This is a genomic window from Pseudomonas sp. ICBG1301, assembly GCF_016918385.1.
Taxonomy (GTDB): domain Bacteria; phylum Pseudomonadota; class Gammaproteobacteria; order Pseudomonadales; family Pseudomonadaceae; genus Aquipseudomonas; species Aquipseudomonas palleroniana.
Map to the genome: position 1 here is coordinate 294,335 of NZ_JAEKGB010000004.1, position 13,894 is coordinate 308,228.

At 59.9% G+C, this 13,894-nt stretch carries 15 protein-coding genes and 1 pseudogene; 9 read left to right on the plus strand and 7 right to left on the minus strand.

Going from position 1 to position 13,894, the window contains the following annotated elements:
• The first annotated feature begins 38 nt into the window (after positions 1–38).
• Complete coding sequence (gene rph, locus JBE38_RS11365) at positions 39–761, plus strand: ribonuclease PH (protein WP_060753668.1); 723 nt, start codon at positions 39–41, stop codon at positions 759–761.
• Positions 762–783: 22 nt separating this feature from the next.
• Entirely contained in the window at positions 784–1,155 is a 372-nt protein-coding gene (locus JBE38_RS11370) for a DUF4870 domain-containing protein (RefSeq protein WP_060753667.1), read from the plus strand.
• A gap of 73 nt (positions 1,156–1,228) precedes the next feature.
• On the opposite strand, the gene JBE38_RS11375 is transcribed toward JBE38_RS11370, so the two are convergent.
• The gene (locus JBE38_RS11375; RefSeq protein WP_003195493.1) at positions 1,229–2,008 is read right to left on the minus strand and encodes an exodeoxyribonuclease III; all 780 of its coding nucleotides are present in this window, start codon (positions 2,006–2,008) and stop codon (positions 1,229–1,231) included.
• Positions 2,009–2,090: 82 nt separating this feature from the next.
• Here JBE38_RS11375 and pyrE point away from each other — a divergent pair, with 82 nt between their 5' ends.
• Positions 2,091–2,738 (plus strand): orotate phosphoribosyltransferase, encoded by a 648-nt coding sequence (pyrE, locus tag JBE38_RS11380; RefSeq protein WP_104995021.1) that lies wholly within the window; start codon positions 2,091–2,093, stop codon positions 2,736–2,738.
• 60 nt (positions 2,739–2,798) lie between these two features.
• On the opposite strand, the gene argB is transcribed toward pyrE, so the two are convergent.
• Positions 2,799–3,704, minus strand: coding sequence for an acetylglutamate kinase (gene argB, locus JBE38_RS11385; RefSeq protein WP_060753665.1), 906 nt, complete (start codon positions 3,702–3,704; stop codon positions 2,799–2,801).
• 19 nt (positions 3,705–3,723) lie between these two features.
• Positions 3,724–5,127: pseudogene (locus JBE38_RS11390) on the minus strand (phosphomannomutase/phosphoglucomutase); the annotation flags it as partial.
• 34 nt (positions 5,128–5,161) lie between these two features.
• Between JBE38_RS11390 and JBE38_RS11395 the strand changes: the two are divergent.
• A complete protein-coding gene (locus JBE38_RS11395) occupies positions 5,162–5,383 on the plus strand; it encodes a hypothetical protein (RefSeq protein ID WP_205344319.1) in 222 nt (73 codons plus the stop codon).
• Here the strand turns inward: JBE38_RS11395 and dut are convergent, their stop codons facing one another.
• Positions 5,384–5,839 (minus strand): dUTP diphosphatase, encoded by a 456-nt coding sequence (gene dut, locus JBE38_RS11400; protein WP_016975923.1) that lies wholly within the window; start codon positions 5,837–5,839, stop codon positions 5,384–5,386.
• Between the two features lie 5 nt (positions 5,840–5,844).
• Positions 5,845–7,053, minus strand: coding sequence for a bifunctional phosphopantothenoylcysteine decarboxylase/phosphopantothenate--cysteine ligase CoaBC (gene coaBC / locus JBE38_RS11405; protein WP_060753663.1), 1,209 nt, complete (start codon positions 7,051–7,053; stop codon positions 5,845–5,847).
• Positions 7,054–7,210: 157 nt separating this feature from the next.
• Between coaBC and radC the strand changes: the two genes are divergently transcribed.
• A complete protein-coding gene (gene radC, locus JBE38_RS11410) occupies positions 7,211–7,885 on the plus strand; it encodes a RadC family protein (RefSeq protein WP_090367974.1) in 675 nt (224 codons plus the stop codon).
• A gap of 28 nt (positions 7,886–7,913) precedes the next feature.
• On the opposite strand, the gene JBE38_RS11415 is transcribed toward radC, so the two are convergent.
• Complete coding sequence (locus tag JBE38_RS11415; RefSeq protein ID WP_090367976.1) at positions 7,914–9,506, minus strand: ABC transporter substrate-binding protein; 1,593 nt, start codon at positions 9,504–9,506, stop codon at positions 7,914–7,916.
• A 459-nt stretch (positions 9,507–9,965) separates the two neighbouring features.
• Here JBE38_RS11415 and rpmB point away from each other — a divergent pair, with 459 nt between their 5' ends.
• Together rpmB and rpmG are read left to right on the plus strand one after the other, a co-directional pair.
• On the plus strand, positions 9,966–10,199 hold the full coding sequence (rpmB, locus tag JBE38_RS11420) for a 50S ribosomal protein L28 (protein WP_010207494.1): 234 nt from the start codon (positions 9,966–9,968) through the stop codon (positions 10,197–10,199).
• 11 nt (positions 10,200–10,210) lie between these two features.
• Positions 10,211–10,366, plus strand: a complete 156-nt coding sequence (rpmG, locus tag JBE38_RS11425) for a 50S ribosomal protein L33 (RefSeq protein WP_003176906.1) — start codon at positions 10,211–10,213, stop codon at positions 10,364–10,366.
• A gap of 71 nt (positions 10,367–10,437) precedes the next feature.
• Here the strand turns inward: rpmG and JBE38_RS11430 are convergent, their stop codons facing one another.
• Entirely contained in the window at positions 10,438–10,800 is a 363-nt protein-coding gene (locus JBE38_RS11430) for a cupin domain-containing protein (RefSeq protein WP_060753660.1), read from the minus strand.
• A gap of 230 nt (positions 10,801–11,030) precedes the next feature.
• On the opposite strand from JBE38_RS11430, the gene JBE38_RS11435 reads away from it, so the two are divergent.
• Together JBE38_RS11435 and JBE38_RS11440 are read left to right on the plus strand one after the other, a co-directional pair.
• Positions 11,031–12,524 carry an aldehyde dehydrogenase gene (locus tag JBE38_RS11435; RefSeq protein ID WP_205344320.1) on the plus strand — a complete coding sequence of 498 codons (1,494 nt, stop codon included), beginning with the start codon at positions 11,031–11,033 and terminating at the stop codon, positions 12,522–12,524.
• Positions 12,525–12,674: 150 nt separating this feature from the next.
• Positions 12,675–13,817, plus strand: a complete 1,143-nt coding sequence (locus JBE38_RS11440) for an MFS transporter (protein ID WP_205344321.1) — start codon at positions 12,675–12,677, stop codon at positions 13,815–13,817.
• Positions 13,818–13,894 lie beyond the last annotated feature (77 nt).

Here is a 13,894-nt window from a genome sequence, read left to right on the forward strand (position 1 = left end):
GCTCGGCAGTTTTTCGTCCTCAGTACAGGTGTCTCCCTATGAAACGTCCAAGTGGTCGCGCTGCCGATCAGCTCCGCTCGATCCGCATCACCCGCAACTACACCAAACACGCCGAGGGATCTGTACTGGTCGAGTTTGGCGATACCAAAGTCATCTGTACGGTCAGCGTCGAAAATGGCGTACCACGCTTCCTCAAAGGCCAGGGTCAGGGCTGGTTGACCGCCGAATACGGCATGTTGCCGCGTGCAACCGGCGAGCGGAACCAGCGTGAAGCCAGCCGTGGCAAGCAAGGTGGCCGTACCCTGGAAATCCAGCGCCTGATTGGTCGGTCCCTGCGCGCCGCGCTGGATATGTCCAAGCTGGGAGACGTGACCCTGTATGTCGACTGCGACGTGATCCAGGCTGACGGCGGCACCCGCACGGCGTCTATCACCGGCGCCATGGTGGCCCTGGTCGACGCGTTGAAAGTGATCAAGAAACGTGGCGGCCTGAAGGGCGGTGACCCGCTCAAGCAAATGATCGCCGCCGTTTCGGTGGGCATGTACCAGGGCGAGCCTGTGCTGGACCTGGACTATCTGGAAGACTCGGCTGCCGAGACCGACCTGAACGTGGTGATGACCAGCACCGGTGGTTTCATCGAAGTGCAGGGCACCGCTGAAGGCGCACCGTTCCAGCCGGCTGAGCTGAATGCCATGCTGGCCTTGGCCCAGAAGGGCATGACCGAAATCTTCGCACTGCAGACCGCCGCACTGGCTGACTGAACCCGCCTCAAGGAGAAGCGCCATGAATGACAACAGCCAAATGCCTGTACCTACGCCTTCCTACGAAGTGCGCCAGGGCGCGATGTTGTGCCATCTCGCGGCGTTCCTGGGGTTTGTGTTCCCCTTCGGCAGCGTCGTGGGGCCGCTGATCCTGTGGCAGATGAAGAAGGAAGTGGACCCGTTCATTGATGACCAGGGCAAGGAAGCCTTGAATTTCCAGATCACCGTGGCCATTGCCTGGATCGCTTGCATCGTGCTGGCCTTTGCGGTGATTGGCTTTTTCCTGATGTTCGCCCTGGCGATCGCCACGGTGGTGCTGACCATCATTGGCAGTATCAAGGCCAACAAGGGGATCGCCTACCGCTATCCCTTGACCTGGCGTGTGATCAAGTAACGCGCGCCCAGCTGACCGGCAGGCACAAAAAAACCGACAGCGATGTCGGTTTTTTTGTGCCTGGAAAAAGACCTCAGATGGTCAGTGTCCAGTCGTAGTCCACGATCAGCGGCGCGTGCTGCGAGAAGCGTGGCTGGCGTGGCAGGCGTGCGCTGCGTACAAACCGGCGCAGACCAGGGGTCAGCAACTGGTAGTCGAAACGCCAGCCCAGGTTGAGCATCTCAGCCTGTTCGTTATCCGGCCACCAGCTGTACTGGTCACCTTCGCGGCTGACTTCGCGCAGGGCATCGACATAACCCATGTTGCCGACAATCTCGTCCATCCAGGCCCGTTCCGGCGCCAGGAAACCCGGGGATTGCTGGCTGTCGCGCCAGTTCTTGATATCCAGCTTCTGTTGCGCCACGTACAGCGAGCCACAATAAATGTACTCGCGACGTTTGCGCCGCTGTTTATCCAGATAACGGGCGAAATCGTCCATTAGCTTGAACTTCTGGTTCAAGTCTTCATCGCCGTTCTGCCCCGAAGGGAGCAGCAAGGTCGCGATGCTGACCTTGTCGAAATCGGCTTGCAGGTAGCGCCCGTAGCGGTCGGCTGTCTCGAAGCCGAGGCCGCTGATGACCGCCTTGGGTTGCAACCGCGAGTACAAAGCCACGCCACCTTGGGTGGGCACTTCGGCATCGCAGGCATAAAGGAAGTAGCCATCCAGTTGGAAGGCTGGGTCGTCCAGTTCAAAGGCGGAGGCGCGGGTGTCCTGCAGGCAGATGACGTCGGCATTCTGTGCTTGCAGCCAACTGAGCAAACCACGCTCGACTGCAGCCTGAATACCATTAACGTTCACACTGATGATCCGCATAAATGGCCCCAAAAATCGCGTGCGTGTATGATACACGCCGTCTACCTAATTAGCTAAATCCGTGGTATCTGAGGCTTTTTTCATGCAGGCGTATCAACGCGATTTCATTCGTTTTGCCATCGATCGCGGCGTTTTGCGCTTCGGTGAGTTCACTCTCAAGTCCGGGCGCACCAGCCCGTACTTCTTCAATGCGGGCTTGTTCAACTCGGGTTCGGCCCTGGCCCAGCTGGGTCGTTTCTACGCGGCGGCCATCGTTGAAAGCGGTATTTCGTTCGACGTGCTGTTCGGTCCAGCCTACAAGGGTATCCCCCTGGCGGCGGCTACTGCTGTGGCCCTGGCTGAACATCATGGCCAGGACCTGCCATGGTGCTTCAACCGCAAAGAGGCCAAGGCCCACGGCGAAGGCGGTAGCCTGGTCGGGGCACCGCTCAAGGGCGAAGTGCTGATCATCGACGACGTGATCACCGCCGGTACTGCGATCCGCGAAGTGATGCAGATCATTGCGTCCCAGGAAGGCGCCAAGGCTGCCGGCGTACTGATCGCGCTGAACCGTCAGGAGCGTGGCAATGGTGAATTGTCGGCCATCCAGGAAGTCGAGCGCGATTTCGGCATTCCCGTAGTGAGCATCGTATCGCTGAACCAGGTGTTGCAGTTCCTGGAAGATGATCCGCAGCTCAAGCAGCACCTGCCGGCGGTGAAGGCGTACCGCGAGCAGTTCGGCGTCCAGTAAGCGCCGCACAACAAAAAGCCCCACCTCCTACAGGAGGTGGGGCTTTTTAGTACCTATTGATCAAGGACGCTTGCGGTTACTGATCAACGTACCCATGCCGGTATCCGTGAAGATTTCCAGCAGTACCGCGTTCGGTACACGCCCATCAATGATCAACGAGCTGCCGACGCCGCCTTGCACCGCTTCCAGCGCGCAACGGATCTTTGGCAGCATGCCGCCATAGATGGTGCCGTCGGCGATCAGGTCGTCCACTTGTTGGGTGGTCAGGCCGGTGAGGACCTTGCCTTGCTTGTCCATCAGGCCGGCAATGTTGGTCAGCAGCATGAGCTTTTCAGCTTTCAGCGCTTCAGCCACCTTGCCCGCCACAAGGTCGGCGTTGATGTTGTAGGACTCACCGTTGGCACCTACGCCGATTGGTGCGATTACCGGGATGAAATCACCCTTGACCAGCAGGTTCAGCAGGTCGGTATTCACGCCAACCACTTCGCCCACCTGGCCGATATCGATGATTTCCGGCTGGGTCATTTCCGGCGTCTGACGGGTCACCGTCAGTTTTTTCGCACGGATCAGTTCGGCGTCCTTACCGGTCAGGCCGATGGCGCTGCCGCCATGGCGGTTGATCAGGTTGACGATGTCTTTGTTCACCTGGCCGCCGAGGACCATCTCCACCACGTCCATGGTCTGTGCGTCAGTCACACGCATACCATCGATGAAATGACTCTCGATCGACAAGCGCTTGAGCAGGTCGCCGATTTGCGGGCCGCCACCGTGAACCACCACCGGGTTGATGCCCACCGCCTTCATCATAACGATATCGCGGGCAAAGCCGGTCTTGAGCTCATCGCTTTCCATGGCATTGCCGCCGTACTTGATCACCAGCGTCTTGCCGACGTAGCGTCGGATATAAGGCAACGCTTCGGACAGGACCTTGGCGGTGTTGGCGGCGGCTTCGCGTTCGAGGGTCATTCAGGGCTCCGGTAAAAAATCAGAACGGTAATTGGAGATCAGGGGCAACACGTTTCAACTGGGCGTGGAACACGTCCTTGATGCGCTGCAACTCAGCCTCGGTATCCGCCTCGAAACGCAGCACCAGCACCGGTGTGGTGTTGGATGCGCGAACCAGGCCCCAGCCTTTGGCGTAATCGACTCGCACACCATCAATGATGGTCAGGTTGGCGCCTTCACCCCATTGTGCATCGTGCAGTGCATCAATGATGCTGAATTTGCTCTCCTCGGTCACATGGATATTGATCTCTGGAGTAGAAATATCATTCGGGAAGGTCTGAAACAGTTCTTCGGCGGAGGAGTTTTCCTTGCTGAGGATCTCCAGCAGGCGGGCGGCGCTGTAAATACCGTCGTCAAACCCGAACCAACGCTCCTTGAAGAACACGTGGCCGCTCATTTCGCCGGCCAATAACGCACCGGTTTCCTTCATTTTCTTTTTGATCAACGAGTGACCGGTCTTCCACATTAGCGGGCGACCGCCATACTCCTTGATCAGCGGGGTGAGGCGGCGGGTGCATTTCACGTCGAAGATGATCTCGGCGTTGGGATTGCGGGCCACCACATCACGGGCGAAAAGCATCAGCAGGCGATCCGGGAACACGATCTCACCGGTTTCAGTCACCACGCCCACACGGTCGCCGTCGCCGTCGAAGGCCAGCCCCACATCTGCGCCTACTTCCTTGACCTTGGCGATCAGGTCCACCAGGTTTTCAGGCTTGCCTGGGTCCGGGTGGTGGTTGGGGAAGTTGCCGTCGACTTCGCAGAACAGCGGGATGACTTCACAGTTCAGGGCTTCGAGCAGTTGCGGCGCAATTACGCCGGCCGCGCCGTTGCCACAGTCCACCACCACTTTCAGGCGGCGTGCGAGTTTGACGTCGCGGGTGATTTCATCAGAGTAGCGCTGCAGGATGTCGACTTTGGTGATGCTGCCCTTGCCGCTGGTCAGGTCGTTGGTTTTCAGGCGGTGGTGCAGGGCCTGGATCTGTTCATTGGCCAGGGTGTCGCCCGCGATGACGATCTTGAAGCCGTTGTAGTCCGAAGGGTTATGGCTGCCGGTGAGCATCACCCCGGACTTGCCTGCCAGGACGTTGGCTGCGTAGTACAGTGCCGGCGTCGGCACCAGGCCGACGTCGCTCACATGGCAGCCGCTATCGGCCAGGCCCTGGATCAGTTGTTCCACCAACTCGGGGCCGGACAGGCGACCGTCACGGCCGACCGAAACGTTGGGCTCATTCTGCGCCAGGCTTTGGGAGCCGATAGCACGGCCAATCCAGTAAGCGGTTTCAGCGGTCAGGGTCTTGGGCACCACGCCACGGATGTCATAGGCGCGGAAGATGCTGTCGGGGAAGGTCGGGGCTACTCGGGCTGCGGTACTCATCGCGGGGGGACTCCATCTGAAGGGGGCAAAGCTGGCCTTAATGTGGCTGACCGGCAGGCTCAAACTGAAGGGTAAGACGACGTTTTCGGCAGAGAGTTCGTGGTGCAAAAATGCCATCGGCGTGCTGGCTTCGCTATGGCAGTCGCGTAATCCATTGATTTCTTTAGGGAAATATCGCTGGTTAAATCCGCGCATTCTTCATCCTGAAAAGCCGTGCGGTGGTATCGGGCCGGACAGCAGCATCCGGCCTGATTCAGCTTAGTCAGTGGCTGCCGGAATGCCCAAAACCACCTGCGCCGCGCTGGGTTTCGTCGAACTCCTGTACCAGTTCGAAGTGCGCTTGTACCACCGGTACCAATACCAACTGGGCGATGCGTTCGCCGACGGCAATGTTGAAGGCTGTCTGGCCACGGTTCCAGCAGGACACCATCAGTTCGCCCTGATAATCGGAGTCGATCAGGCCCACGAGGTTGCCCAGCACAATCCCGTGTTTGTGGCCCAGGCCGGAGCGCGGCAGGATCAATGCCGCCAGGCCTGGGTCACCCACATAGATCGATAGCCCAGTGGGGATCAGGATCGTCTGGCCTGGTTCGAGGACCGTGTCCTCTTTGAGCATGGCGCGCAGGTCCAGCCCGGCGGAGCCCGGTGTGGCGTAGGCCGGCAGTGGGAATTCGTTGCCGATGCGTGGGTCGAGGATCTTGGCTTGCAAAGCGTGCATGGAAATTAAACCTGGTTCAGCCGTTGGGCGATAAAGGAGATCAGTTGGCGGGCAATCTTGCCCTTGCTGGTCTGGGCGAAAAGGGTGGCGTGCAGTTCGCGGTCGATCACGCTGCAGGCATTTTCCTCGCTGTTGAAGCCGATGCTCGGGTTGGCGACATCATTGGCAACGATCAGGTCGAGGTTTTTGTCTTTCAATTTACGTGCGGCATAGTCCAGCAGATGCTCGGTCTCGGCTGCAAAGCCGACGCTGAAGGGGCGATCCGGGCGCGTTGCGATGCTGGCAAGAATGTCCGGGTTGCGCACCATTTGCAGGAGCAGGCCGTCACCGTTTGTAGGGTCTTTCTTGAGCTTTTGCGGGGCTACGACTTCCGGGCGGTAATCCGCTACCGCTGCCGAGGCGATAAACAGGTCGCACGGAATGGCTGCTTCGCAAGCCGCCAGCATGTCGCGGGCGCTCACTACGTCGATTCGCGTGACGCGATCAGGGGTCGGCAAATGAACCGGGCCGGTGATCAGGGTGACGCGTGCGCCTGCCTCAACCGCGGCCTCTGCCAAGGCAAAGCCCATTTTTCCTGAGCTATGGTTGGTGATGTAGCGCACCGGGTCGATGTTTTCCTGAGTGGGGCCGGCAGTAATCAATACGTGCTTGCCGGTCAGGGCCAGGTGCTGGAAGCACTCTGCGGCACACAGTGCCAGGTCCGTGGCTTCGAGCATGCGGCCCATGCCGACGTCGCCGCAGGCCTGGCTGCCGGATGCCGGGCCGAATACCTTGAGGCCACGGCTTTGCAGGAGCTGGGTGTTGGCCTGGGTGGCCGGGTCGCGCCACATGGCCTGGTTCATGGCCGGTGCAATGGCAACGGTGGCGTCGGTGGCCAATACCAGCGTGGTCAGCAGGTCATCGGCGATGCCTTGGGCCAGGCGGGCGATCAGGTCGGCGGTGGCCGGGGCGATCAGTACCAGGTCGGCCCATTTGGCCAGTTCGATATGGCCCATGGCGGCCTCTGCCGCCGGGTCGAGCAAGTCCAGGTGAACCGGGTGGCCGGACAGGGCCTGCATGGTCAGCGGGGTGATGAACTCACTGCCGCCGCGGGTCATGACCACCCGTACTTCGGCGCCTTGGTCCAGGAGCCTGCGAACCAGCTCTGCGCTCTTATAGGCGGCAATGCCGCCTCCGACGCCGAGAACGATGCGTTTCCGATACAGACGCTGCATTGGTTTGCCTTTCCAGTTCAGTGTTGCCAGTTCAGTGACGCCTGCGATCCCCCCTCCCCAGGTGAAATCGCACGCAAAAAAGAGGGCCTACGATAACACAGCGTCCGCCAGGCAACAGCGACGCACATGCCATGGGGCGTATGGAGAGGGAGGCGGTATGAGTATTCGTGATTGGCCCGTGGCGGAACGTCCGCGGGAGAAACTTCTGGAGTGGGGTGCGGCAAGTCTGTCCGATGCCGAGTTGCTGGCAATTTTCCTGCGCACTGGGGTTTCCGGCAGAAGCGCGGTCGACCTGGCGCGCCATCTGTTGGTGCAATTTGGTGGGCTTCGTCAGCTTCTGGAGGCCAGCCAGGCACTGTTCAGCCAGCATCTGGGGCTGGGGCCGGCGAAGTTCGCGCAGTTGCAGGCGGTATTGGAAATGTCCCGGCGTCACCTGGCCGAACGGCTGCGCACAGACTCCGTACTGGAAAGCCCGGTGGCCGTGCGCGAATACCTCAAGGCATTGTTGCGCCATGAGTCCCACGAAACCTTCGGCTGCCTGTTTCTCGACTCGAAACACCGGGTGCTCGGGTTTGAGGTGTTGTCCCAGGGCACCATCGATGCGGCGATAGTCTACCCCCGGCAAGTGGTCAAGCGTGCGCTGTCGTACAACGCAGCAGCCTTGATCCTGTGCCACAACCACCCCTCTGGAAGTCTGGAACCGAGCGCAGCTGATCGGAAATTGACCAAGTTGCTGCAAAAGACGCTGGAGTTGGTGGATGTACGGGTGCTGGATCACATCATCGTGGGGGATGGAGACCCGTTATCGATGGCGGAATATGGGTGGATGTAAGCCCGCCCCGGTGGGGCGGGCCTGGTTTTCAGGGCTTGACGCTGACCTTGGAAAAATCCTGGCGACCAAACGGGCTCACCTGATACCCCTCGACATTCTTGCGTGTGAGGGCAAACGCCGTCGGATGCGCCAACGGCAGCCACAGCGCCTGTTGCTGGATCTGCGCCTGGGCCTGTTGATACAGCTTGCTGCGCACGCCTTGCTCGCTGGTGGTCTTGCCGGCGCTGATCAGTTTGTCCAGCGTCGGGTCGCAGTAGCGGGCGAAATTCGTCCCGGATTTCACCGCGGCACACGAGAATTGCGGGGTCAGGAAGTTATCCGGGTCGCCGTTGTCGCCAGCCCAACCCATGAACAACAGGTCATGCTCGCCCGCCTTGGCACGACGAATCAGCTCACCCCACTCGATCACCCGAATCTCGGCCTGGATGCCTACCTTGGCCAGGTCCGCTTGCAGCAGCTGCGCGCCGAGGTTCGGGTTGGGGTTCAGCAGGCTGCCCGTAGGGCGCGTCCAAATGGTGGTCTTGAAGCCGTCCTTGAGCCCGGCACGCTCCAGAAGCGTCTTGGCCTTGGCGAGGTCCTGCGGGTAACCCAGCAAGTCCTTGGCGTAGCTCCAGGTGTTGGGCGGGTAGGGTCCATTGGCGGCTTCGGCGGTCCCTTCGAACACGGCCTTGAGGTAACTGCCCTTATCGAAGGCGAGGTTGATTGCCTGACGCACTTCCGGTTTGTCCAGAGGCGGGTGTTGGCTATTGATGGCCACGAAGGCCGTCATGAAGGCGGCCGTTTTCTCCACCTTGAGCGCTGGGTCCTTTTCGGTTTCGCCGACGTCCAATGGCTTGGGCGAAAGAGCGATCTGGCATTCGTCACGATGCAGTTTCTGCAAGCGCACATTGGCATCCGGGGTGATGGCGAAGATCAGGTTGTCCACAGCCGGTTTGCCGGCGAAGTAGTCCGGGTTGGCCTTGTAGCGAACCACGGCATCTTTTTGAAAACGCACAAACACGAACGGGCCAGTCCCTATCGGTTGGCTGTTGAGTTTGTCCGGTGTGCCGGCCTTGAGCAGTTTGTCGGCATATTCCGCTGAATAGATCGATGCGAATCCCATGCTCAACGCCGCGAGGAAAGTGGAGTCGGCGTGATCGAGGGTGAAACGCACGGTGAGCGGGTCAAGGGCGTCGATTTTTTTGACCAGTGTGGGCAGTTGCAGCGACTGCGCATGGGGGAAGCCGCTTTGGGCGATCTGGTGCCATGGGTTGGCCGGGTCGAGCATGCGCTCGAAGCTGAAACGCACGTCTTCGGCGGTCAAGGTGCGGCTTGGGGTGAAATATTCGGTGCGATGAAACTTCACATTCGGGTGCAGTCTGAAGGTATACGTCAGGCCGTCCGGGGACACTTCCCAGCTGTCTGCCAGGCTGGGTACCAGCTTGCCGCTGGCTACGTCGTAATCCACCAGGCGATTCATCAGTACGTCGGCCGAGGCGTTGGTGGTGGTCAGCGAGTTGTATTGCACCACATCGAACCCTTCGGGGCTGGCTTCGGTGCAAACACTCAAGCTGGTGGCGGCAACGGCCGGCGGCGCGATAAATAGAGGGGCTAGCAGTAGCGGTAGGGCTGCGAGGCGCATATTCGGTTTCCTGTGCAGATCGAAGGCCCATCTGCGAGTGCAGTCTGGAAAAAAGCCTACCGTAGTGGTCTGCCGGATAAATGACTAGCCCATTTTTGCCTGTGCTTTTGCCTCAAATGCTGTTTTGATGACGGCCTGGTGCATTTCGCTGTGCGCTTCATCCGCGCGCGCAGGCTGTGCAAATCATTCTGTGCGACGAGCGGTCGGCTGTTCAGCGGGCCCTGCCGGCAATGGTTCAGGCGTCCGAAGCCGAGATTTAAGTCGGCAAAAACGCACGGGCTGTTGTTGCACCTGGGTCTTTCTGGTATAAAGCAGCGCTCTTTTCTAGGGGCCCGGTTCCTTCGCTTGTAGGTGTAGCCGGTAAGACCCTAAAGAAACGCGGCGCCTGGCGCCAAATGACTGAGAGATTAAGCGGCCAACCCATGCCGGGTTGGGCATGTGGTTTTAGAGGGCTGAGGCATGTCGAGAGTCTGTCAAGTTACCGGTAAGGGTCCGGTGACTGGGAATAACATTTCCCACGCAAATAACAAAACCCGTCGTCGTTTCCTGCCGAACCTGCAGCATCACCGCTTCTGGGTTGAAGAAGAGAAACGTTTCGTCCGTCTGCGCGTATCTGCCAAAGGCATGCGCATCATCGACAAGCGTGGCATCACTGTCGTGCTGGCTGAATTGCGCCGCGCTGGCACAATCTAAGGAGCTATATCATGCGTGAATTGATTCGAATGATCTCTAGCGCCGGTACTGGTCACTTCTACACTACCGACAAGAACAAGCGTACTACCCCGGACAAGCTCGAAAAGAAAATGTTCGACCCGCGCGTTCGCAAGCACGTGATCTACAAAGAAGGCAAAATCAAGTAATTGGTTGCCTTTCTTGTGAAAAAAAGCCCGTATCTCACGATCCGGGCTTTTTTTTGCCTGAAATTTGCGGTTCAGGCTTTCTGTTCGAACACCACGTAGATCTTGCGGCACGCCTCCAGCACTTCCCAGGTGCCGCTGAAGCCTGCGGGGATCACGAAGCGGTCGCCGGCGCGCAAGGTCTTGGCATTGCCGTCGACATCCCGCAATACAGAAACACCCTGCACAATCTCGCAGTACTCGTGTTCGGTGTAATTGACCTTCCAGTGCCCGACCTCGCCTTCCCACACTCCGGCGCTCATCTGTCCGCACGGACTGTTGTAGTGGTTGTAGAGCGTTTGTTCGGGATCGCCCTTGAGGATTTTTTCGGCGGCAGGGCGGTAGCGCTCGGGGGCGGTGTTGGCTTGGCTGAAGTCGACGATGTCCTGGATGCTCATTTGCGTGTCCCGTCTGGCCTGGGGTTGGAGAGACCAAAGTCTATGTTTATTAAAATGAACATCGCAAGGGCGTTTGCCGGGGTTGTGTCAAATATATTGAAACATCCCCAGCCGCTGGTTTAGGGTGGCAGCTGCCTTGAGCCGAACAGCAGGCTGGCCGGGCAAGAATTCTTTGAGGCTGCCGTGGGACATCACCCGGGCCTTGTATTCAATAAGAGGAGGACACTCGAATGACCACCCTGACCCGTGCCGACTGGGAACAACGCGCCAAGGAGCTGAAGATCGAAGGCCGCGCCTACATCAATGGCGAGTACACCGCCGCTGCTTCCGGCGAGACTTTCGAATGCATCAGCCCGGTCGATGGCCGCGTACTGGCCACCATTGCCAGCTGCGACGCCGCTGACGCCCAGCGTGCCGTGGAAAATGCCCGTGCCACGTTCAATTCCGGTGTCTGGTCGCGCCTGGCGCCGGCCAAACGCAAGTCCGCCATGCTGCGTTTCGCCGCGTTGCTCAAGGCCAACGCCGAAGAGCTGGCACTGCTTGAAACCCTGGACATGGGTAAGCCGATCAGCGACTCCTTGAATATCGACGTACCCGGCGCGGCGGGCGCCCTGAGCTGGAGCGGCGAAGCGATCGACAAGATCTATGACGAAGTGGCTGCCACCCCTCACGATCAGCTGGGTCTGGTAACCCGCGAGCCGGTGGGCGTCGTAGGTGCCATTGTGCCGTGGAACTTCCCCTTGATGATGGCCTGCTGGAAGCTCGGCCCGGCCCTGTCCACCGGTAACTCGGTGATCCTGAAGCCGTCCGAAAAATCGCCGCTGACGGCCATACGCATCGCGGCCCTGGCCGTTGAGGCCGGTATTCCAAAAGGTGTGTTTAACGTGCTGCCGGGTTACGGCCATACCGTGGGTAACGCACTGGCGCTGGACATGGACGTCGACACGCTGGTGTTCACCGGCTCCACCAAGATCGCCAAGCAACTGTTGATCCGCTCCGGCGAGTCGAACATGAAGCGCGTGTGGCTGGAAGCGGGCGGCAAGAGCCCGAACATCGTGTTTGCCGATGCGCCGGACCTGCAGGCCGCTGCCGAATCCGCTGCCAGCGCGATTGCCTTCAACCAGGGCGAAGTCTGCACCGCAGGTTCGCGCCTGCTCGTCGAGCGCTCCATCAAGGACACCTTCCTGCCGCTGGTGATCGAGGCCCTCAAAGGCTGGAAGCCGGGCAACCCACTGGACCCGGCGACCAACGTCGGTGCGCTGGTGGATACCCAACAGATGAACAACGTGCTGTCCTACATCGAGGCTGGCCATGCCGACGGCGCCAAGCTGGTGGTCGGTGGCAAGCGTACGTTGGAAGAAACCGGCGGCACTTATGTCGAGCCGACCATCTTCGACGGTGTGACCAATGCCATGAAGATCGCGCAGGAAGAGATCTTTGGCCCGGTTCTGTCGGTGATCACCTTCGACAGTGCCGAGGAAGCGGTCAAGATTGCCAACGATACCGTCTATGGCCTGGCTGCAGCCGTATGGACAGCTGATATCTCCAAGGCGCACCTGACCGCCAAGGCCTTGCGCGCCGGTAGCGTGTGGGTCAACCAGTACGACGGTGGCGACATGACTGCACCGTTTGGTGGTTTCAAGCAGTCGGGCAACGGTCGCGACAAATCGCTGCATGCGTTCGACAAGTACACCGAGCTTAAGGCCACCTGGATCAAGCTCTAAGCAACACCGCAGGTCTAATGTGGGAGGGGGCTGGCCCCCGATAGCGGTGTATCAGTCACCCCATGCAGTGACTGGCACTCTGCTATCGGGAGCAAGCCCCCTCCCACTTTCATTTTGTGTGTTTTGATAATTCTCCACAGGAGCGTGGACATGCGTTGGGCGACTTATTTCGCCGTGCTGGCTTCGGTGCTGAGTGTGGGCCTGGCCTTGGGCGTCAGCATGCCGCTGGTATCGCTGCGCCTGGAGGGCTGGGGCTACGGCAGCTTCGCCATTGGGGTGATGGCCGCGATGCCGGCCTTTGGCGTGCTGCTCGGCGCCAAGGTTTCCAGCCGCATGGCTTCCTGGTTGGGCACCGCCAACCTGATGCGCTTGTGCCTGTGGGCCGGGGCGGTCTCCATAGGGTTGCTGGCGATCCTGCCGAGTTACCCGGTTTGGCTGGTGCTGCGACTGATGATCGGGGTGATCCTGACCATCGTATTCATCCTCGGTGAAAGCTGGATCAACCAGTTGGTGGTGGAGCAATGGCGTGGCCGCCTGGTGGCGCTGTATGGCTGCAGCTATGCCTTGAGCCAACTCTCGGGGCCGCTGCTGCTGGGCCTGCTGGGCACCGATCAGGATTATGGCTTTTGGGTTGGCGTGGGTCTGTTGATGGTTGCACCGCTGCTGCTGTTGGGGCGGTCCGGCGCACCCACTGCCGAATCTTTCAGCGTGACTTTCGGCGACCTGTGGCGCTTCTGTCGCAGCTTGCCGGCGATTGCGTGGGCGGTGGCGTTATTTGCGGCGTTCGAAGCGATGATTCTGACGCTGCTGCCGGTGTATTGCCTGCAGCAAGGCTTCACTGCCGAGATCGCCCTGGCGATGGTCAGCACCGTGGTGGTCGGTGATGCTCTGTTACAATTGCCGATCGGCGCCTTGGCCGACTACCTGCCGCGGCGTACGTTGTTCTTGAGTTGTGCGGTGCTGTTGCTGGCCTCAAGCCTGGCGATTCCGGTGCTGATGCACACCTTGCTGATCTGGCCGGTATGGGTGATCTTCGGCGCCAGTGCCGGCGGGTTGTTCACGCTGTCGTTGATCCTGATCGGCGAGCGCTACCGCGATGATACGCTGGTACGCGCCAATGCCCATGTGGCGCAGCTATGGGGCATCGGTTGCCTGATCGGTCCGTTGGTGGCTGGCGCGGGCAGTCAGTGGATCAGCGGGCATGCATTGCCATTGCTGATGGCCGCCGGCGCGTTGGGCCTGGTGCTGTTGTTACTGCGCCAGGGCGCATTTGGCGTCGCGCAACCGGCCTGAATTCGATCAACTGTGGGAGGGGGCTTGCTCCCGATAGCGGTCCACCAGTGACCCATGCACTGACTGATCCACCGTTA

Bases quoted from the DNA above. Each gene is read 5' to 3' on its own strand.
- coaBC (WP_060753663.1), bottom strand. From the start codon at position 7,053: ATGCAGCGTCTGTATCGGAAACGCATCGTTCTCGGCGTCGGAGGCGGC.
- argB (WP_060753665.1), bottom strand. From the start codon at position 3,704: ATGACCCTCGAACGCGAAGCCGCCGCCAACACCGCCAAGGTCCTGTCC.
- JBE38_RS11375 (WP_003195493.1), bottom strand. From the start codon at position 2,008: ATGCGGATCATCAGTGTGAACGTTAATGGTATTCAGGCTGCAGTCGAG.
- JBE38_RS11435 (WP_205344320.1), top strand. From the start codon at position 11,031: ATGACCACCCTGACCCGTGCCGACTGGGAACAACGCGCCAAGGAGCTG.
- rpmB (WP_010207494.1), top strand. From the start codon at position 9,966: ATGTCGAGAGTCTGTCAAGTTACCGGTAAGGGTCCGGTGACTGGGAAT.
- rph (WP_060753668.1), top strand. From the start codon at position 39: ATGAAACGTCCAAGTGGTCGCGCTGCCGATCAGCTCCGCTCGATCCGC.
- JBE38_RS11395 (WP_205344319.1), top strand. From the start codon at position 5,162: ATGTGGCTGACCGGCAGGCTCAAACTGAAGGGTAAGACGACGTTTTCG.
- JBE38_RS11430 (WP_060753660.1), bottom strand. From the start codon at position 10,800: ATGAGCATCCAGGACATCGTCGACTTCAGCCAAGCCAACACCGCCCCC.
- JBE38_RS11370 (WP_060753667.1), top strand. From the start codon at position 784: ATGAATGACAACAGCCAAATGCCTGTACCTACGCCTTCCTACGAAGTG.
- JBE38_RS11440 (WP_205344321.1), top strand. From the start codon at position 12,675: ATGCGTTGGGCGACTTATTTCGCCGTGCTGGCTTCGGTGCTGAGTGTG.
- pyrE (WP_104995021.1), top strand. From the start codon at position 2,091: ATGCAGGCGTATCAACGCGATTTCATTCGTTTTGCCATCGATCGCGGC.
- radC (WP_090367974.1), top strand. From the start codon at position 7,211: ATGAGTATTCGTGATTGGCCCGTGGCGGAACGTCCGCGGGAGAAACTT.
- dut (WP_016975923.1), bottom strand. From the start codon at position 5,839: ATGCACGCTTTGCAAGCCAAGATCCTCGACCCACGCATCGGCAACGAA.
- JBE38_RS11415 (WP_090367976.1), bottom strand. From the start codon at position 9,506: ATGCGCCTCGCAGCCCTACCGCTACTGCTAGCCCCTCTATTTATCGCG.
- rpmG (WP_003176906.1), top strand. From the start codon at position 10,211: ATGCGTGAATTGATTCGAATGATCTCTAGCGCCGGTACTGGTCACTTC.